The following is a 20,072-nucleotide window of genomic DNA, read 5'->3' on the forward strand; positions in this document are numbered from 1 at the left end:
CCATGACTTTTGATGTATGCCCAATTCCAGAACAGCTGACCTTAGAAATTTCGTTATCTTCTCAAACCCAGGAATTACCAGCTTTTTCTACATCAGGCGGACGCTGGCGAGCCTATCTTAACCAAATCTGCCTAGATGCATTTTTACCTTGGTTGAGAGACGAGCAATTTCCAACTGCGAGAGTTTCGACTCCAATAGCCGCGTTACCTAGCTTTTGGGAATTTGTTAATGGAAGTGCGATCGCTTGTGAGGGAGTACGATTAGTATTAATTCCGACAACAGCAATTGACATAGCAGAATTGCGCGTCCCACAGGAATGGGTGGATATTCCCAATTGGGTTGCTGATTATTACATCGGAGTACAGGTTAATCCGAATGGTGGCTGGGCGAGTGTTTGGGGGTATACAACTCATCGTCAATTGAAAACCAAAGGGGTTTATGATGGGGGCGATCGCACTTACTCTTTGGATGAGAATGACTTAATCAAAGACATTAATGGCTTGTGGATTACTCGTCAACTTTGTCCAGAAGAGATTTTACGTGCGTCGGTGACACCTTTACCAGAGTTACCTTTAGCACAGGCAGAAAACTTACTAGAACGCCTGGGTAATTCTGAAATAGTTTTCCCACGTTTAGCCATTCCCTTTGAACTTTGGGGAGCATTATTAGCACATGGCGGCTGGCGTCAGCAATTATACGAACGCCGCCAAGGACTATCACAACAGTGGTCAATTCAACAATGGTTGCAAACAGGAGTATCAAATTTAGCCCAACAGCTTGGTTGGGGAATGACTAGGTTGGAATTAGCTCCTCGTGGCGTGCGGAGTCGAGAAAACGCAGAATCAAATGTATGTTTATCGCGACAGTTAGCGATCGCTGATTATATCTGCGAGTTGCGCGTATTTCCGAGAGGTAATTTAACAGAGAATGTCTGGCGCTTTGAATTGCAAAATGCCAATCCAGATGAAACCATTCCAGTTGGATTTAAACTCAGACTATTAAGCGAAGATTTGCAACCTTTTATTAATAATGAGGATACAGCAATAGAAACGAGCGATCGGCTTTATGTCGATGTAGAACTAGAGCCAGGAGAAGGCTTAGTCTGGGAAGTTGAACCAACACCAGATGGCTACGAACGGGAAATTTTAAAGTTTTGAATATAAGCTGTGCAACAGCTTATACCAATTAAAAAAAAGAATGCGACAGATGGGTAGGGGCACAACATTGTTGTGCCCTTACGAATAATTGATGTGTCGCAAACATTATTTGATATTATTATGTTCGGGTAATTAGTTATGATTTCGTTAATCATTGACCCCACCCCTTAATTCCCTCCCCGCAAGCTCTTAGGGGAGACAAAGCACAGCTTTGGCGGGGTGGGGTTCTTCCAGTTTAGAAAGTAATTAACCGGACATGATATTAGACGTTCCGTCTAACACACCCTACATATACTTAGCTGCGTAGGTTGGGTTGAGGAACGAAACCCAACATTTCCGGGGTTTGTTGGGTTTCACTTCAGTTCAACTCAACCTACAATTATCCTTAAATGAAGCGTATTGACATATACTTAGATTTTTAAAAAATCAAATCGGACTCCTATATTCGTTGCTAATTAGTTATGATTACCATTGAATTCTTCTTAACGAACAGATTTCAAGCTTTCAGCTTTATCCACTAAGAAATCAGTGAAGATGCTCATCACTGTGCGCTGACGCAATTTAATATTGCCATTAATAGACATTCCTGATTGCAGTGGAATTTGACGTTGGTTAATCAGTAACTTCTGTCCATTAAGACGGACTTTTGCAGAAAAACGCCAGAAATTATAAACTTGGTCTGGAGGTAGAGCATCAGAACCGATTTCAATTAACTCGCCTTTGATATCACCATACTCTTGAAAAGGAAAGGAATCAATTCTCACATCTACTTGTTGCCCTTCTCGAACAAAGCCAATATCACGGTTGGTGATGTAAACTTTAGCAACTAAATTATCGCTAGGAACGATTTTAAGAATTGGTTCGCTGGAGTTGACAACAAACCCTGTTGTTTGAGGTTTGAGTTCAAATACTGTTCCATCTACGGGAGCAACAATTTTTTGATATTTCAGTGTTTGTTGCGCTTGAGTTAACTTGCTGTCAATTTCTCCAATTTGACTATTAATTTCATACAGTCGTTTCTGATTTTCTATAATTACTTTAGTTAATTGACTGTCAATTTCCGCAATTTTTTTGTCGTTTTCTGTAATTTTAGCTAATAAGTCTTCTTGAGATAGTGCCGCAGCATTCCGAAATTTCTCATTTCCTTGAACAACGGCTAATTGTAATCGCTGCTTTTCTTGAGTTAGCCGCATTACTTCTGCTTGTTTGACATTTACTTCTTGCTCCTGTTTGAGGATTTGCATTCTGGGATATGCACCCGCTTTATCTAAAGTTTTGAGATTTTGATAAATTTGGCGATTAATTGCCAGCACATCTTGGGCACTGCCTAATTGTGCTTGGGTTTGGAGTAATTGTTGTTGTGTTTGTTGCGTTTCTAATTTAGCTGCCATCAAGCGGGATTCCAATTCTTTCTGGCGATTTTCTAAGCGTAACTGTTGCTCTAAAGTGAGAGTTACTGTAGTATTACTGCCGTTTAATTGTGCGCGATACAATTGATTTTCGGCAAAAACAGCAGCGCGATTTTTAGTTAATAACGCTAGTTCTGGCTTAAGTTTTAAAAGGGCAGTTTGCTGTAATATTTGCTGTTGTGAAACTTGTCCTTGTAGCTGCCGTCGATAGAAATCATTTTCTAGTTCTAAAGACTGTTTTGATTGTAATTGAGCAGCGCGACTTTGTTTCAATGAAGTAAGTTCTGCCTCAGATGTTGTTTGCTCTAGGCTAATAAGTATTTCACCTTTTTTGACTCGCTGACCATCTTTAACTAGAATTTCTTTGACAACGCCGTTAACTGGAGCTTGAATTTCTTTAACTGCACCTTGCGGTTCTAGTTTGCCAGTGGCATGAACTGATTCTTCAATTTTGAATACTGATGCCCAAATTACTGTAAAGGCACTAACTCCGATAATAGTCCAAGCGATCGCTCTTGACCAAGTAGGCGTTTGTTGTAAAAGAACTGGTTGATCGAATTTGTGTGGAATGTTCATAGGGGATTGGGGACTGGGGGATGAGTGAGATAAATCAATGACTAATGACTAATGACTAAATCTGCGTTTCTTGTTGTTGATAAAGGCAGTAATAGTAACCTTTGAGCGCCATTAATTCTTCGTGAGTACCTTGTTCGACGACGACGCCTCTATCCATCATCAGAATGACATCGGCATTGCGAATTGTACTGAGGCGATGAGTGATGAAAAAGACTGTTTTACCTTGGAAGGCTGTTGCTAAGTTGCGGCAAACTTGGGCTTCGGCGTTGTAGTCTAAAGCACTTGTAGCTTCATCAAGGATGAGTAATTGGGGATTTTGCAGGACGGTACGAGCGATCGCAATTCTTTGGCGTTGTCCTCCAGATAGTGCTGAACCCCGTTCGCCGACCAGGGTATTATAACCACTGGGCAAGTCCATAATAAAGTCGTGGGCAAATGCTACTTGAGCCGCAGCAATAATTTCTTCGTCGCTGGCTTCAGGACTTGCCAAAGCTATATTTTCACGTACTGTCCCATCAAATAACAAGGTATCCTGTAACACCATGCCAATTTGACGACGTAAGGAGTATAGCTCAACTTTGTTGATATCATACCCATCAATCAAGATTTTGCCAGACTTGGGTTCGTAAAGTCGAGGTAGCAATTTTAGCAGTGTACTTTTACCGGAACCGCTTTGACCGACAATGCCAATAAAAGAGCCAGCCGGTAAATCTAAGTTAATATTGGACAGTTGCAATGGTCCCTGTTCGCGGAAGCTGAAGCAGAGATTTTCAAAGCGGACGTTACCTTGAATGCTAGGCATGAGGATATTTTGCGCTTCTGTTTCTGTTTCTTGAGGAGTGTCTAAAATATCAGCAAGGCGTTGCAGAGATAAGGCTGTTTCTTGGAAATTTTGCCATAGTTGCATCAAGCGTAACAACGGACTAGTTACATAACCTGCAAGGATGCGAAAAGCGATGAGTTGTCCAAGGGTGAGTTGTTGGTTGAGGACGAGATAAGCGCCTACCCACAGCACTAACATGCTAGAAAACTTGTTGAGGAAGCTGCTAACAGAACTGGCTGTAGTTTGGGTAGAAACTGTTTTAAAACCGGCGCTGATGTAACGAGCATAACGTTCTTGCCATTGCCAACGCGATCGCATTTCTAAATTTTGCGCCTTGACTGTCTGCATTCCTCCCATGACTTCTACTAAGTAAGATTGAGTCTGGGCATTGCGTTCGGCTTTTTCTTGTAATTGTCGCCGCATTACAGGCGATACTACCAAGTTCAGCAAGCCAAACAACGGTACTGTTACTAATGCTACTAAAGTGAGAATTGGGCTATAAAATGCCATCACCACAATGTAGACTACAGAAAACACTGCATCCATCACCACAGTTAAGGCAGTACCAGTCAAGAAAGAACGGATATTTTCTAATTCATGAATGCGTGTTGCCAATTCACCCACAGGATGACGCTCAAAATAAGATAATGGCAAACGCAACAGATGACTAATCACCTCTGAACCAAGGGAGAGGTCAATACGATTAGTTGTATCTACAAATAAATGAGTGCGGACTGTGGTAAGTATGGCTTCAACTACCCCTACTACTAGCAAAAATATCCCAAAAACCTCCAAAGTACCAGGACTATTGCCCACCAATACTTTATCAATAATTGCTTGGGTGACTAAAGGATTTACCAACCCAAAAATCTGAATGACAATCGAAGCCAACAACACTTCAATAAGTACTTTGCGATGGCGTTTGATTGCAGGTACAAACCAATTCAAACTAAACCGCGCCTTGGGAGTATTTTTAGTTGTTTGTAGTAGCAGTACTTCTCCTTCTTGTCCCCAGTTTTCCACAAAGTCTCGCAGTTTGTAGCGCAAAAATCCCATTTCTGGAACAGCAATCAGTAACTCTTGGTTGCTATTTTGATAAACAATTGCAAAACTACCTTGCCAACTAATCATTAGTGGTAGTTGCAAACGGCTGACAGCAGCAGCAGGAACTTTCACCATCTGCGTTGTCAATCCCATTAATTCAGCGGCGGCTGCACAAAATTGCAGAGATATAGCACCTTTATGTTCTTGCTGCTTTGTCAAAACTCGCCGCAATACATCTCGGCGCATGGGGATGTGAAAGTATTTGCTCAACATTTCAAAGCAAGCCAAAGAACCATCTAAAGGGCCTCTACCCCGGATGTAAGGATACTTTTTTTGCTTAGCTGGAGTAGTTGATTCTTCAGTAATGGTAATTTCAGAAGCGTAGGGAATGTCTGCGGGTAAAATTGTTGTCTGTGTGGGTTCTTCTCCTAATAAAGATTTGGGTAAACCCACTAAACGCATACTTACATTAAATTTAAGTTTGTGATTTAAATTATCTAAATCTAAAGGAGTTCCTACAGGAAATTTAGCGTCAAAATTACTGCTGACTAACCATAAAAATTCTGAGTTTAATTGATTGTGAAATACTTTGCGTGCAGGCAATGTTTGGATGACTGCTGCTTCAGTTGCAGCTTGAGCAAGCTTAACTAAATTTTTGCTGCCATCTGCGCGACGGCTGAGTTCTTTTGTTAGCAGTTCATATACTTCTAGAAGAGTAACATGATTTTGTAAGGCTTGTGCAAAAGCTGGCTCTTGCTTAAGTAGTGTGAGAAAATCAGCAATGGGTAGATTGAATGCGATAACTTCAGTAGAAGCGATCGCAGTTTCACATGCAACCCCCCGCACATGACTTAACCAACCTAATACCTCTCCTGATGACAGCAGTTTCAGCGTTACAGGTTTTGGGTTATCAGCATTGTAGCCTAACAGTCTCGCTTGTCCTTGATAGATAATAGTAATTTGAGCAGGCATAGCTTCTTGAGTCACTATTACCTGTCCGATGCGATAGCGTAAAAATTGTACCTGACCGAGCCAAGTTTCTAAAACGCTCTGGGGTAAGTGATTAAATGGAAATAAACTTGCAATTAATTCTTGGAGATTTAGTGTTGGATTTGTCATGATTTTTAATCATAGATTTTTTAATTAACGAACCGCAAAGGGCGCAAAGGACGCAAAGAAGAAATTAGAGAGAATTTTTGCGTAAATTGTGAACTTATCTCTCAGTAAACTTTAGTTAAGTCTAAAACTCTTTTTTAACGTAGACGTTATTCTCTTTGCGCTCTTTGCGTCCTTTGCGGTTCGTTCCCTTATTCTTTCTTCACTTAACACTATGCAACTTCTTGCAACTGTGCAGATTTACTATTAACGCCCATCCAAACTTTTTCTTCTGGCGACAATTGATTTAATTGCTGTTGAAACCAAGCTTCAAAATGTTCTTGCAGCAATCTTTGGCGCATAAAATCATCTAACTGTGCAGAAATTAGCTTTTCCACACGTACAATAACCCATGAATTTCCAAAAGCTACGGGTGGTTGAACTACACAGACTTGACTTGTATAAAGAAGTTGAGCAAAATTCGGAGTAATACTACCAAGTTCCACTGGGCCGATAATGCCGCCCTTATCAGCTTCCGAACCTTGAGAATATTCTCGTGCCAGTTCGGCAAAGGAACATTCACCTTCTGTTATTCTAAAAAATAGCTCATTAACAATACTTTTGTTGTCAGTTTGAATTAAAGAATAAATAATTCGATCTAAATATCTTTTGCGTTTGAGAAAGTAAGATTCTATTTGATGTCCCCAAGTTATTTGTTTGAACTTTTCTACTCTCAGCTTGCGGGTTGCCAAAACTTCTAATTGTTCTCTATTCAAACTATAACGCAAGCACCAATCTTGTATTTTTTCTTCGCTTGTCAAATCCCAATGCTGATAAAATTGCTCTAGGGCATGAGATGTTTCTGCTTGGGTGCAGGTGATTGGTGCGATTGCTGATTCGATTATTTTCTGGGATAACAATTGCGGTATCAGGTTATAGCTAGCCAAAAAAGAGATAATTTCTGTAGATATGTTTGCATAGCTTAACCCAGGCATTGCACCATTGATTTGTAAAACTTTACTCATATTTGTAGAAATATTTAATCCGTGCGGTTATAAAATTTAGAAATGCAAGCGGTAAAGTTCAGGTCAAGTTCTGTACCGCTTGCAACGTTTGGATAATATTGAAAGCATTGCCCTACAATGCTTTCAATTACCACTTACTAATGCTAAGCAAAAGTGGTGGTGAAGTGGTCAAAATTCAAGCTGTAGCCAGTGTTGCCACTAAATTGCTGAACTTGCAAGAAGTAGTTACCGGAATTGTTGATGTTGGAAATTACATCAGCCGTAGTACCACCATTAGTAGAACGTGCAATTTCTTCGCCAGCGTCAACAATGCGATTGTTGTTAAAATCGTGAACCAGTCTAATATCAGCATCAGCTAGAAGTCCGCTGAGTCTAATGTTCACACCTTCAAATAATCCTAAAGAGAAATGGTAAGTATCTGTGGTGTCTGCATCATTGATTAAACTAGAGCGAGTAACATCACCTGATAAATTACCAAGTTCAAATTCTTTAGGTAGAAGATTGCTAAAACCGGCTGTTGAGTTGGGTGTAGTCGCAGACACAGCCAAATCGTAAGTTACAGTGCCGGAACTACCAGAAGCAAAACGACGGACTTGAGCAAAATAAGTACCTGTGCTTTCTCGATTATTGAGAGACTCATCTCTGTTGCTAGAATTAGTTGAAAAATCAACTAATTGGTCGGCGGAATCAAAGATGCCGTTACCGTTGTCTCGAAAAAGGAATAACTCGGCATCATCACCAGTGCTGATATCTGTTAGAGACAAATTAATGTTTTTGGTGCCGCTAATTTGAAACTTAAAGACATCAGTGGTATCGGATGTAGTTAAACTGAAGTTGTTTCTCACAACAGGGGTAGTGCCTACTGTACCAAGATTAAATGTAGCCATTTTTTTCTCCTTTAGTTAGTTGAGTGTTTTAGTAATGCGGTCAATTGATACTAATTCTTCAAAATTAAGCAACATATATAAATCAGGAACCTATTGCTGCATCAATTTTCTGAATTGGGAATTGGTATTAACATGTGCCACAATTATCAATACGTGTAAGACGGAAGTTTATGCAAGATGCAATATTTTTGATGTCTAAACTTACAGGAATTTTCAGGTATAACAAGAGCAAGAGGTAAAACCATTGCTTTCTAAATGTTTTAACTTAGGGACTACCAAATAAAAAAATATACAACTTTTCTTGTGGGGTGGGCGTCTCGCCCGCCTGTAGAAAGGGGCGGACAAGATGTCCACCCCACAAGACTGGATAATTTATTTGTTGGTAATCTCTTACAGCAGATTGCTACTTTGTGAGGTACAGATAATTGTAGGGGCACAATATATTGTGCCCCTACCCATGTACGCTTATTTGTAAAGCTGTATTCATATTTGTAGAAATATTTGATCTATGCAGTGATAAAATTTAAAAATGCAAGCGGCATTCAGGTATGCATCTGTACCGCTTGCACGACTTAAATATTATTGAAAGCATTGTACAGCAGTGCTTTCAATTCCCTCAATCTAAGCTGTAACAAAGTCGAGGGAAGCAAACACATTAGTATTGTCTTGTACAACCGCAATGAGATCGCCGTTTCTGAAAATTTGCGTGTCTAATGCGGAACCACCAGAGACATTAATGTTCTTGTTTAATGTGTAACCAAAGACACTACCGTTAACTCGAATCTTGTCACCCTGACTGAAATCGAAATCAACAATTGTGGCAAAACTAGAGCCGGTCGAATTGAGGTAGAAGGAACGGGCTTTATCTCCGAGTGCAAACGTGTCGGCTCCAGAACCACCCCTGAGAGTGTCTAACTCATTTCCACTGACTCCATTAAAGCCTATGAGAATATCATTGCCGGTGCCACCACTGAGGGAGTCACTACCAGAGCCACCGAAAAGGGTGTCATTGCCGGAGCTACCGAAAAGGGTGTCATTGCCCGCGCCACCACTAAGGTCGTCATTGTCCGCGCCACCGTTAATGAAGTCATTGCCGGCAGCACCGAGAATTATGTCATTGCCACCCCTACCGAAGATGATGTCGTTGCCCGAACCACCGTTAATAAGGTCAATGCCTAATAGACCATCGATAAAGTCATTAGCTCCATCAGCAATGATGATGTCATTTCCATTGGTTTGTTGTCAGGGCGGCCGCATCATGTCAACAAGCAAAGTCTATTCTCAATAGAACTAAAATTAATGTCATTAACTCTTGCTTATTGCGAAAATTTTAGGCGATCGCTTTGGGGCTTAAAAAATAATCAAGCGCGAAATCCTGATTTTTTCGTTGGTTTTTAACCTTCGTTGTGATCAAGAGTAATTTAGATGCGTTTGCCCTGGGTTTGTTGTCCTTGTATAATAGCCATAAGTATTTTCCTTGTTGAAGTTAGTTAATCCAGAACTTGAGAGCGATCGCAACAAGCTAAAGTGAAGACTGGTTAGTATGAGTATTTGAGAAACTCATGTTATCTTCAGCAACTAGTTGTCACACTTATCCATACGTGAGCTACAGAAGTTTATGCAGAGTAAATTTTGAAGAGGTACAGATAATCGTAGGGGCACAACATGTTGTGCCCCTACCCGTGTATTTCATCAATAAATTGAAGAACCACTTGCTCTACTTGGGCAAAGCTTAAGTAGAGCAAGTGGCGTGGGGTTATATCTCAAATAGATCGATTATTTAATTACGTCTACAATTGCGTTACTACGAATTGCAAATTGTTCGGTCAAAAGTTTTCTTAGACCAGCACAACGTCTGTACTGATTGAGAAGCCAGCAGGTTTGTTCTCGACAGTTGCAAACAGCTGTCCTTGGTAAGACAAACCACCAGTGATGTTGTTATAGCTGAACTGACTTAGGTTACTCGCACCAAAGCCAATTTTGCTAACTTGGATTTTATCTCCCTGTGCATATTGGAAATCTTTGATAATGTCTATGCCGTTCAGCTTAGACTCAAAGTAGAACTTATCTGCGCCTAAACCGCCAGAGAGTACATCATTCCCTTTACCACCAGCAAGATAGTCATTGCCAGCATCACCATAGAGACTGTCATTTCCACTGCCGCCATAAAGTATGTCATTGCCATCATTGCCATAGCCAACTAATGGCGTAGATGTGCCACGACCATCAAGCAAGTCATTGCCTGCACCACCTGTAAATTGCACACTTGTGATGCTAGTGCCAGCCAAGCTGTTAACATCGAAGATGTCATCGCCGCCTTGACCGTTGACTTCAAACCTTTCGGCAGTGTCTACAGTTAAGGTGAAGGGCACCAAGTTCAAGCGGTCAAAGATGGCTCTGCCTTGGGCATCTGCTTGCAAGCGGAAGGTATCCCCGGCAGCCCCCGCACCATTGACCTCGACTACATCGTAGCCAGCATTGCCACTCATTTTGTCGCTGCCATCACCGTTGTTCCAAATCAGCCTGTCGTTTCCGGCTCCACCAACGAAGATATCATTACCGCGATCGCCTATTATGGTATCGTTGCCATCACCACCTGATAACCAGTCAATCCCGTCACCGCCCCGTAACAAGTCGTTACCAGCATCACCCGAAAGACTGTCAGTTCCAGCACCACCCTTAAGGGTGTCATTGCCCTCGTTGCCATAACCAACTAACGGCGTAGTTGTATCAGCACCATCGAGCAAGTCATTACCCGCACCACCTGTAAATTGCACACTTGTGATGCTAGTGCCAGCCAAGCTGTTAACATCAAAGATGTCATCGCCACCTTGACCGTTGACTTCAAACCTTTCGGCAGTGTCTACAGTTAAGGTGAAGGGCACCAAGTTCAAGCGGTCAAAGATGGCTCTGCCTTGAGCATCTGCTTGCAAGCGGAAGGTATCCCCGGCAGCCCCCGCACCATTAACTTCGACTACATCGTAGCCAGCATTGCCACTCATTTTGTCGCTGCCATCACCGTTGTTCCAAATCAGTCGGTCGTTTCCGGCTCCACCAACGAAAATGTCATTACCGCGATCGCCTATTATGGTATCGTTGCCATCACCACCTGATAACCAATCAATCCCATCGCCGCCCCGTAACAAGTCGTTACCAGCATCACCCGAAAGACTGTCAGTTCCAGTGCCACCCTTGAGGGTATCATTGCCCTCGTTGCCATAACCAACTAACGGCGTAGTTGTATCAGCACCATCGAGCAAGTCATTACCCGCACCGCCTGTAAATTGCACACTTGTGATGCTAGTCCCAGCCAAGCTGTTAACATCGAAGATGTCATCGCCGCCTTGACCGTTGACTTCAAACTTTTCGGCAGTGTCTACAGTTAAGGTGAAAGGTACTAAGTTCAAGCGGTCAAAGATGGCTCTACCTTGGGCATCACCTTGTAAGCGGAAGGTATCGCCGGCAGCCCCCGCACCATTGACTTCGACTACATCGTAGCCAGCATTGCCACTCATTTTGTCGCTGCCATCACCGTTGTTCCAAATCAGCCTGTCGTTTCCGGCTCCACCAACGAAAATGTCATTACCGCGATCGCCTATTATGGTATCGTTGCCATCACCACCTGATAACCAATCAATCCCGTCACCGCCCCGTAACAAGTCGTTACCAGCATCACCCCAAAGACTGTCATTCCCAGCCGCACCATCTATAATATCGTTACCTGCCAATCCAGAAATGCGATCGTCGCCATCAGTGCCTGTGAGGGTGGGGTAAAATATACCGTTTTGAATTGTGCCGTTGTCGTTGAAATTAGTACCAAATTTAGTAACCATGTGGATTTTTCCTTACGCTATGGAACCTTACACCTATCCATACGTGGATTACTAAGGTCTATGCAGGGTACTTTTTACTTAAGCAGTGTTTGTAAAATTTCTTAATACAATCGCATTGCATGGCGACGCAACTCAATTGTGAGGCGACGCAACTCAATTGTGAGGCGACGCAACTCAATTGCGAGGCGACGCAACTCAATTGCGAGGCGATGCAATTCAATTGCATGGCGACGCAACTCAATTGCGGGGCGATGCAACTCAATTGCGGGGCGATGCAACTCAATTGCGGGGCGACACAACTCAATTGACGTGAATTCGATGTATATTTTGACCTCACCCCCAGCCCCTCTCCTTGAAGGAGAGGGGAGCAAAGAGCCTAATTTTTCTTACTCCTCCCTCTCCTGGTAGGCTACGGTGTACACACATCTGTGTAGGAAACCAAAATCCTCGTAGATCCTCCTAAATCCTCCTTAAAAAGGAGGACTTTGAGAGGTTTTTGCCCCCCTTTCCAAGGGGGGTTGGGGGGATCAAAAGTCTGGGGGCAACTGTAGAAGACTTGTGTGTACACCGTAGCTCCTGGTAGGAGAGGGAGGCTGGGTGGGTGAGGTCTGCCGAATTCACGTTCAATTGCAGTGGAGCGATCGCCTAAAATAAAAACACGAGTGGAGATGAAAGCGATGGTTTCCCAAATCGAATCTTCTGCACCTGCGGAGATTTTCTATCCAGAATCTGACGATCAGCCGATGGCCAATAATACAGAACATTTTGAAATTATTGTGCTGATTAAGGGTAATTTAGATCTTCTGTTTGCAGGCGATCCAAATGTTTTTGTCGCTGGCGATTTATTCTGGTATCCCATTGAAGGTAATAATAAGATTAAATATGCACCCGATGTGATGGTTGCCATCGGTCGTCCAAAAGGTTGTCGGTCTTCTTATAAACAGTGGGAAGAAGGAAATCAACCGCCGCAAGTAGTGTTTGAAATCCTCTCGCCAGTCAACACATCAGTAGAAATGGCTCGGAAGTTGCTGTTCTACAATCAATACGGTGTGGAGGAATACTATATATACAACCCAGAAAATAATGAACTACAAGTTTGGTTACGCGGTGAATATGGTTTAGACTCGGTAGATTTTGGTCAAAAATGGGTTAGTCCACGGCTGCAAATTAATTTTGATGTCTCTGGCGAACACTGGCAACTTTCCTACCCAGATGGTCAACCTTTTATGACATTTGGGCAATTAATGGCACAGTCTCAAGCTGCACAACAACGACTGCAACAAGCAGTACCTAAACTACTGAGTATCGGATTAAACCGAGAACAAGTGGCTGATGCTTTAGGATTGACTGTAGAAGATGTAGAAGCGATCGCGATGAATCTCTAACTTGAAATGTTGACTGTTGAATGATAACTGAGCAGTTATTATTCTCCCGCCCACCCCTCTACTTCTGTTATTAGGGCAGTATAAAATTTTTCTGGATAACCCCTAGCATTTGAATTGAAGGGGTGAAATGTCTTATCTGTCTCAAAAATTTTTCTTAAGTGTCTTATCTGTCCTTGCATAATAGTTTTTTTACTGAGATTATAGATATGATTTATCGTCATAATTCAGGAGTTAGCAGTCAGGAGTCAGAATAGTTGAAGAATCAATCATTAGATACTGCTTGATTTTGTTCAAATTATCAAATTTCGATATCTCACTCTTATTAATTCTGAATTTTAAATTCTGAATTCTTATAGGTTTTCCCGCTTTTTTCAGAGTAAAAAATTAAAATGGTAAAGACGGGTTAAAATAAGTGCTTTTTAATAGGTTTCCAGAAAAATTGTAAAAAACTCCAAATCAACAGAGCTAGATTACTTAATTAATTCATGAACTTAACACTTTCAGAACAGTACGACTTTGTGCCGCGCTTCTTTCGGCTGGCGATCGCTAATATTGTTTCCAATCTGATGATACCTCTAGCGGGTTTAATCAGCGTGGCTTTTTTGGGTCATTTGAAAGACATCGATGCCTTGGCGGGGGTTTCCATCGCTAATATCTTATTTGGCCTTGTCTATTTGATTCTTGAGTTCTTACGCATGGCAACCACTGGGTTGACGGCTCAAGCTGTGGGAGCAGATGACCAAGAGGCAGCGCTGCTAATAGGACTACGCAATGGCTTAATAGGCTTGGCATTGGGTATCGCTGTATTAATTTTGCAGTATCCTTTGCGAGAAATAGGTTTTTCGCTCTTGAGCGGTGATGTCGCTATCAAAGCTGCTGGTATTGAGTATTATAATGCTCGGATTTGGGGAGCGCCTGCTGTTTTACTCAACTTTGTTCTCGTCGGTTGGCTGCTGGGACGAGAAGAGAATGCTAAGGTTTTGATAATTTCAATTATTGCTAACGCAGCCAATATAATTTTAGATTACGTATTTATTATTCAGTGGGGTTGGAATAGTATGGGGGCTGGAGCATCTCAAGCATCTAGCCAATATTTAATGTTGGCGATCGGCATCATCTTAGTTAGTAAAAAACTTCAGTGGGAAGAAGTACGAGCAGTGATGCCACAAATGATGGATTTGTCAGCTTTGAAAAGGACTTTATCTCTCAATACAGATATCATGCTCAGAACTATTACTGAGGTGTCTATCTATACCTTTTTTAGTAATTTTAGTGCCATGATGGGTACGATATTCTTTACCCAAAATGCTTTGTTGGGGCAGGTAATACAACTGAATGTTTACTTAAGTAATGGAATAGGATTTGCCACAGAAACATTAACCGGAAACTTTAAAGGCAGTGAGTCAAAAGAGAAATTTATCCCTTTACTGAGACTTTCAATTACAATTAGCTTGTTGATAGGACTCACTATAGCCACAATTTGTATTTTATTTCCCCAAAAAGTTTTTGGAATATTAACCAACCACACTGAAATTACCGACACTATTGATAACTATGTTTGGGTCTTAATTTTCTTTCTTGCATTCAATTCAGTTTCCTCAATGCTAGAAGGATATTTCTTAGGTTTAGCGGAAGCCAAAATCGTTCGTAATGTCAGCTTTATCTCTGCTATTTTTGGATTTATTCCATCAGCTATAGTAGGTTGTTATTTTCAAAATAAGCATATTTTGTTGCTCTCGCTCGTCTTATTGATGTTTAGCAAAATGGTCGCGATGCTAGTCTATTTACCAAAATCTTTGAATTTTGATGTAGAAGTTAATTCGAGTTCTCTGACAGCTGTTGAAAATTAAATGTACTATCAGAATTCAGAATTGAGAAGGCTTTAATATCAAATATTTATCAAACAGAATTCAGGAGTCAGGAGCCAGAATTCAGTTGGGTATTTTGTGAGACTGGCGGATAGCGCAGCTAAGCCGTGTCCGCGAGCGTCTGAATAAACGGCGTTTTTGCACCACCACCAAATTGAAAATTTGGTGGTGCAACAATTCAGTGGCGGGTCTGAATCCCACACTGATAGCGTAGCAAAGCTGAGTCTTCGAGCGTCTTGATTCTGACTCCTGAATTCTGACTTCTGAATTGTTCTTCAAAATTTTTAGATGAAAATATTAAAAAATAAAGATTATTTTTATAAACTTATTTGTTTATCATATACTGATTAATGTTTATTCAAGATGTAGCTGAGATGAGAGAAGCACCAGGCGCTGACATAATTATTCTCAACAGACAGCAGCAAGTTTTACTTGTACTTCGAGATAATAAAAGCTCTATTCCTTTTCCCAACACTTGGGCACTACTGGGAGGATATATAGAAGAAAATGAATCTCCAGAAGCAACTATTCGCAGAGAACTAGTTGAGGAAATGGAACTAGAGTTAGGCGAAATTAAATTCTTTAAGTCTTATTATTGGCAAGAGTGTGACGAACACATTTTTTGGACTCAGCTGGATTTAGATATTTCCCAAATAACGCTGCATGAAGGTCAAAAATTAGCATACTTTAGTCGAGAAGAAATCAAGGAACTGGAATTTGCGTCTCACTACGACCAAATTCTAGCTGAGTTTTTTGATTTCTTAGCAATGAATTTAGAATTAAGTATGGGTTAAAGGTAATGAAAAGCTCAGTTCAAGAAAATTTAAAAAATACACTGCCAACAGATATCGCTCAGGCATTAGAGCGTGCTTTGGATTATTTACCTGGAGGTCAAACAGCAAAAATAGAAAAACCTGAGTCTGAAGGATTATTTAACCATATCTTATTCATTACAATAGCAGGCGATCGCTACGTTTTTCGTGCTAGGCGGGATATTGCTACTGAAGCCGGTGATGCTTATATGCAGTATATGTATGAAGCTACTGGATTCATCCAAAATGGTGGTTCATTCAAACTCAGAAATATTGCTGATGAAGTGGATTTTCTTAAGCGCGCGTTAGCTGCTGGCTTACCAGTTCCGAAATTAATCCATGCAGCTGAAGATTGGATGCTGATTGAATATGTCACAGGCAAAACTTTATTTGAATTTTTAGAAGCTGGAGAAGTAAAATTTCTGCCGAAGATTGTGCAAGAAATGAATTTAGCTCACAGACAGGGAATCATTTATGCCGACCGCTGGGGCGGTAATGAAATGATTGACGACGAAGGAAACGTGCGAATGATTGATTTTGATATTGAATGGTTTTATCAAGGCGGTAATGATGGCACCCTTGAAGCATTAGAAATGGCATGGACTATTTTTAATGCCATGAGAGTGACAAGTAGACGAGATGATTTATTAAAAATCGTGGAAACAGAAGTTTTACCATCATTAAAAGTATGGGGCTATGACATCTCCAAGATGAAAAATTTTATTGAAGGTTTATGCAACTTTTATCTCGACCCCAATAAGCCAAGTAATAATTGGTCTTTCCCAACAACTTTGTATATTTCCATGCCTGAACCTGCAAATCGTTTGGTTGCGATGTTTGCTGAATAATATCATGTCCGCTTGATTACTTATTAAACCCGAAGAACCCCACCCCTTAATCCCCTAAGAGCAAGCCTACGGTGTACACACAAGTCTTCTAGAGTTGCCCCACAGACTTTTGATCCCCCCAACCCCCCTTGGAAAGCAGGGCTGTTTCATTCCCTAAATAGCCTGAAAAATCAAGGGTTATAGCAATTAAAGATTGATTATTTTGTTACCAACGTGCCGATAAAATGAACAATTTTACTGTTGTTTAAGTGCTTAAAAGTTCATCTGGTCGTCACTCTCACTTACAATTTTTCTCGCTGACCATCTTGACAAATTGTGTTTGAAATGAAATGAAACAGCCCTGCCTTTCCAAGGGGGGCAAAAACCTCTCAAAGTCCTCCTTTTTAAGGAGGATAATGACGGATATACAAGGATTTTGGTTTCCTACATAGATGTGTGTACACCCTAGCCCCGCAAGCTCTTAGGGGAGACAAAGCGCAGCTTTGGCGGGGTGCAATGACTGTGGGAATCATAACTAATTATGCGGACATGATGGCGCGATAAATCGCCGATTGATTCTTGTAGATACGGCGATTTATCGCGTCTTTAAATTTAGAATTTTCATCAAAAACCTTAGCGAACCGTATTGCAAACCAACCTAAAAATTCAAATCTGCTGTAATTCAAACCCCGCCCAGAATCATAGCGGGGTTTAATTTTACTTGAAGTTAATTTCCTTCATCACTTTGACGTTATAGTAACGAGAATCTGTTAGAGAATTGGGAATTTGATTAGCTTTAAATGCTGAGGTTAAATCTTGGATTGCATTTTCCACTGTATGTGAAGGTACAAATCCCAGTTCTTGCTTAATTTTCTCTGAGGAAATATGGTATGAACGCGTATCATTTGTAGGTGTAGTCACAATTTCTACAGAGTCTCCCACTACCTCACGAGTCATCTCTGCAATTTCGGTCACTGTATAATTTTCATACCCAACATTGAAAATTTTGCCATCGATCGCCTCATCCGTCCATTGTAGAGAATTGAGATAAAACTGAACCATATCTTCAATATGAAGACTGGGGCGCTTATTCTCACCACCAAAAACTGTAATTTTACCATTATTGATAGCTTGGTTAGTAAAAATATTGACTATTAAATCTAGTCGCTGGCGAGGAGAGTAACCGCATACTGTTGCTGGACGCACTATTAAAGTGACAAATCCTGGTTCTCGTTTACTGAGTAATACTTCTTCGCATAAAGCCTTGTAACGAGAATAGTCTGTTAAAGGCATTAATGGTAAATCTTCTGTGACATTTTCTGTTTCTTTGACGCCGTAAACACTGGAGGAAGAAGCATAGATAAACCGCTTGACTCCCGAATCTTTTGCCACATCCACCAGATCAAAAAAAGCATCATAATTAATGGAACGCCCTAAATCTGGATCTAATTCAAAACTCGGATCGTTGGAAATGCAAGCTAAATGAATAACTGCATCACATCCCGGCATGATTTTTTCCAGAAGTTGGCGATCGCGGATATCGCCTTGAATCTCTTGTAAGTTAGGATGATCTTTAACAGCAGCTAGTACATCTTTGCCATAAAGATACAGGTCTAGCACCTTGACTGCATATCCGGCTTGCAAAAGCTTAGGAACTAGCACAGACCCGACATAACCAGCACCGCCGGTTACTAAAACTTGTTTAATTGAACTCATAACTCGGCTCCTTGATAATCTTTTAAAATGTGCAAATTGTTTTGGCAAACTTGAGTAATCGTGCTTTCTCTACAGGCTTTTCGTTACCCAAAATATTCGCCGCGATCGCTCCTGCTAAATTTCCCAAAAACGATCCCAACGGTAGGGGTAAATCTAATTTGGCGCTCATACTAGCTAGAGCAAAAAAGGCATCTCCCGCACCTGTGGTATCTTTGACTTGTTGTGTCATGGCTGGGGTAACTTCCATCTCTCCGTTGGCTTGAATTGCCAAAGAACCCGCAGCCCCCAAAGTTAACCAACCTTGTTGCGCCCCTAGATGGTATTGCAAACGTTTTAATAACTCGTCCCGATTCCCGTAGCGATTAGAAAAAGCGAGACGAATTTCTTGCTCGTCTATACAAAAGCTATCGGCTCGTTGATACTTACTAATCAAGTTGTAACCGTAATTTGCACTGTTTGTTTGACAATTCAAAGCGAGGAATGGTGCTTGGGTTTGAATCAATTCGATGGCAGATGCATCAATCAGTCCATGACCGTAATCTGCCAAAATTACTAAATCGCAATTTTTTAGTAACTTCTCCCAAGAATCCAACAGTTTTTGGCGTTCTTCGGTTACTAATCCCTCTTCGTCCATAGAGTTGATCGCAAATAGTTGCGTATAACCCTTTGTTGCTCCTTGTTGTTCAATATAACGACGCTTGGTGACAGTGGAATAATTCTCTGCACACTGCAAATTTAGATGCAGCGAACCATTCACATGATTGGCAATTAAGCGATGCACATCTGGTTCGCTACCAATGGCGCTAGCTAGAGTCACTGACTTGGCAAAACTAGACAGATGGCGAGCGATCGCAAAGACTCCCCCCAAATGCTGTTCCTTTTTCAGAAAGCGAGTTGCAGGCGCCCTGCCTTTGGAAGTTAGCCCTTGAACAGTACAGTGAACAAACTCATCAATAATAATATCGCCAAGTACTAAAACATTGAGATGCTGCATTGCATCTACAGCATTTGTAATCTGCTCAAAACTATACTGCTGACTAAAATCGCTGGCGTAATGTTTTAATTCTGAAGGGAGAACATCAAGATAATTATTAATTAACCGCGTTGAGCTAAAAGTAATTTCTTGGGTATAGCGAATGTCACCGCCATAAGCTCTAACTTGGGCAATTTCTTTGTCAATATTGTGGGTTACATCTTTTTCGGTCTGTGCATATTCATCACCCTTGCAATAAATATGCGGACGTACTTTTTCAATTACTTCTAAAGCTGTTACCGCCGGAGTTAAAATCACGTAATCAACACAAGCTAAAGCAGCGATGGAACTCACACGCAATTCATCAGAAAATATTGGTCTTCCGGGGCCTCGGTTAATGTAGGGAGTCGCAGTTAAAGAGACTACTAACAAATCTCCCATTGCTTTGGCTGCTTGCAGGTGAGCAATGTGTCCGGGGTGCAGCAAATCAAATACACCATTGCAGAGAACGATTTTGCGCCCCTGTTCTCGGTAGATAGCAAACACCTCTGCACAGGTTTCAAAGTCAAGGCTTTTTTCAGTACCGATTGCTAGTTTCATGGAATCCTAAATTTTACGGCAATTACATTCAGGTAATTTGTG

14 protein-coding genes are annotated in these 20,072 nt (G+C 41.2%); 5 read left to right on the forward strand and 9 right to left on the reverse strand.

From position 1 onward, the window contains the following. The first annotated feature begins 2 nt into the window (after nt 1-2). Complete coding sequence (locus tag ACM0OY_RS03180) at nt 3-1,157, forward strand: DUF1822 family protein (protein ID WP_414567443.1); 1,155 nt, start codon at nt 3-5, stop codon at nt 1,155-1,157. Nucleotides 1,158-1,639: 482 nt separating this feature from the next. Here ACM0OY_RS03180 and ACM0OY_RS03185 read toward each other — a convergent pair whose 3' ends face one another. The 7 genes from ACM0OY_RS03185 to ACM0OY_RS03215 form a co-directional block, all read right to left on the reverse strand. Beyond that, nucleotides 1,640-3,142 carry an HlyD family efflux transporter periplasmic adaptor subunit gene (locus tag ACM0OY_RS03185; protein WP_414567444.1) on the reverse strand — a complete coding sequence of 501 codons (1,503 nt, stop codon included), beginning with the start codon at nt 3,140-3,142 and terminating at the stop codon, nt 1,640-1,642. Between the two features lie 55 nt (nt 3,143-3,197). Next, nucleotides 3,198-6,128: a peptidase domain-containing ABC transporter gene (locus ACM0OY_RS03190; RefSeq protein WP_414567445.1), complete on the reverse strand. Its 2,931-nt coding sequence runs from the start codon at nt 6,126-6,128 to the stop codon at nt 3,198-3,200. Nucleotides 6,129-6,337: 209 nt separating this feature from the next. After that, nucleotides 6,338-7,129 carry a peptidylprolyl isomerase gene (locus tag ACM0OY_RS03195; RefSeq protein WP_414567446.1) on the reverse strand — a complete coding sequence of 264 codons (792 nt, stop codon included), beginning with the start codon at nt 7,127-7,129 and terminating at the stop codon, nt 6,338-6,340. 143 nt (nt 7,130-7,272) lie between these two features. Further along, complete coding sequence (locus tag ACM0OY_RS03200; protein ID WP_414567447.1) at nt 7,273-8,016, reverse strand: PPC domain-containing protein; 744 nt, start codon at nt 8,014-8,016, stop codon at nt 7,273-7,275. A gap of 621 nt (nt 8,017-8,637) precedes the next feature. Next, nucleotides 8,638-9,237, reverse strand: a complete 600-nt coding sequence (locus ACM0OY_RS03205; RefSeq protein ID WP_414567577.1) for a calcium-binding protein — start codon at nt 9,235-9,237, stop codon at nt 8,638-8,640. 617 nt (nt 9,238-9,854) lie between these two features. Next, on the reverse strand, nt 9,855-11,849 hold the full coding sequence (locus ACM0OY_RS03210) for a calcium-binding protein (RefSeq protein WP_414567448.1): 1,995 nt from the start codon (nt 11,847-11,849) through the stop codon (nt 9,855-9,857). Between the two features lie 101 nt (nt 11,850-11,950). Continuing rightward, complete coding sequence (locus ACM0OY_RS03215) at nt 11,951-12,148, reverse strand: hypothetical protein (RefSeq protein ID WP_414567449.1); 198 nt, start codon at nt 12,146-12,148, stop codon at nt 11,951-11,953. A 378-nt stretch (nt 12,149-12,526) separates the two neighbouring features. Between ACM0OY_RS03215 and ACM0OY_RS03220 the strand changes: the two genes are divergently transcribed. The 4 genes from ACM0OY_RS03220 (at nt 12,527) to ACM0OY_RS03235 (ending at nt 16,762) form a co-directional block, all read left to right on the forward strand. Continuing rightward, nucleotides 12,527-13,234, forward strand: coding sequence for a Uma2 family endonuclease (locus tag ACM0OY_RS03220; protein ID WP_414567450.1), 708 nt, complete (start codon nt 12,527-12,529; stop codon nt 13,232-13,234). Between the two features lie 485 nt (nt 13,235-13,719). Further along, nucleotides 13,720-15,084, forward strand: a complete 1,365-nt coding sequence (gene gntT / locus ACM0OY_RS03225) for a guanitoxin biosynthesis MATE family efflux transporter GntT (RefSeq protein ID WP_414567451.1) — start codon at nt 13,720-13,722, stop codon at nt 15,082-15,084. A 368-nt stretch (nt 15,085-15,452) separates the two neighbouring features. After that, nucleotides 15,453-15,896 (forward strand): NUDIX hydrolase, encoded by a 444-nt coding sequence (locus ACM0OY_RS03230; protein WP_414567452.1) that lies wholly within the window; start codon nt 15,453-15,455, stop codon nt 15,894-15,896. A gap of 5 nt (nt 15,897-15,901) precedes the next feature. Then, nucleotides 15,902-16,762, forward strand: a complete 861-nt coding sequence (locus ACM0OY_RS03235; protein ID WP_414567453.1) for an RIO1 family regulatory kinase/ATPase — start codon at nt 15,902-15,904, stop codon at nt 16,760-16,762. A gap of 696 nt (nt 16,763-17,458) precedes the next feature. Here ACM0OY_RS03235 and ACM0OY_RS03240 read toward each other — a convergent pair. After that, complete coding sequence (locus tag ACM0OY_RS03240) at nt 17,459-18,457, reverse strand: NAD-dependent epimerase/dehydratase family protein (RefSeq protein ID WP_414567454.1); 999 nt, start codon at nt 18,455-18,457, stop codon at nt 17,459-17,461. Between the two features lie 22 nt (nt 18,458-18,479). Further along, nucleotides 18,480-20,030: a PfkB family carbohydrate kinase gene (locus ACM0OY_RS03245; RefSeq protein WP_414567455.1), complete on the reverse strand. Its 1,551-nt coding sequence runs from the start codon at nt 20,028-20,030 to the stop codon at nt 18,480-18,482. Between the last annotated feature and the right edge of the window lie 42 nt (nt 20,031-20,072).

The sequence above is a fragment of the Nostoc sp. CCY 9925 genome (assembly GCF_963920935.1).
Classification (GTDB): Bacteria; Cyanobacteriota; Cyanobacteriia; order Cyanobacteriales; family Nostocaceae; genus Nostoc.

What these genes read in the sequence shown, in the direction of transcription:
- ACM0OY_RS03180 (WP_414567443.1), top strand. Translation starts at nt 3, where the DNA reads ATGACTTTTGATGTATGCCCAATTCCAGAACAGCTGACCTTAGAAATT.
- ACM0OY_RS03195 (WP_414567446.1), bottom strand. Translation starts at nt 7,129, where the DNA reads ATGAGTAAAGTTTTACAAATCAATGGTGCAATGCCTGGGTTAAGCTAT.
- ACM0OY_RS03220 (WP_414567450.1), top strand. Translation starts at nt 12,527, where the DNA reads ATGGTTTCCCAAATCGAATCTTCTGCACCTGCGGAGATTTTCTATCCA.
- ACM0OY_RS03230 (WP_414567452.1), top strand. Translation starts at nt 15,453, where the DNA reads ATGTTTATTCAAGATGTAGCTGAGATGAGAGAAGCACCAGGCGCTGAC.
- ACM0OY_RS03210 (WP_414567448.1), bottom strand. Translation starts at nt 11,849, where the DNA reads ATGGTTACTAAATTTGGTACTAATTTCAACGACAACGGCACAATTCAA.
- ACM0OY_RS03200 (WP_414567447.1), bottom strand. Translation starts at nt 8,016, where the DNA reads ATGGCTACATTTAATCTTGGTACAGTAGGCACTACCCCTGTTGTGAGA.
- ACM0OY_RS03245 (WP_414567455.1), bottom strand. Translation starts at nt 20,030, where the DNA reads ATGAAACTAGCAATCGGTACTGAAAAAAGCCTTGACTTTGAAACCTGT.
- ACM0OY_RS03185 (WP_414567444.1), bottom strand. Translation starts at nt 3,142, where the DNA reads ATGAACATTCCACACAAATTCGATCAACCAGTTCTTTTACAACAAACG.
- gntT (WP_414567451.1), top strand. Translation starts at nt 13,720, where the DNA reads ATGAACTTAACACTTTCAGAACAGTACGACTTTGTGCCGCGCTTCTTT.
- ACM0OY_RS03240 (WP_414567454.1), bottom strand. Translation starts at nt 18,457, where the DNA reads ATGAGTTCAATTAAACAAGTTTTAGTAACCGGCGGTGCTGGTTATGTC.
- ACM0OY_RS03235 (WP_414567453.1), top strand. Translation starts at nt 15,902, where the DNA reads ATGAAAAGCTCAGTTCAAGAAAATTTAAAAAATACACTGCCAACAGAT.
- ACM0OY_RS03190 (WP_414567445.1), bottom strand. Translation starts at nt 6,128, where the DNA reads ATGACAAATCCAACACTAAATCTCCAAGAATTAATTGCAAGTTTATTT.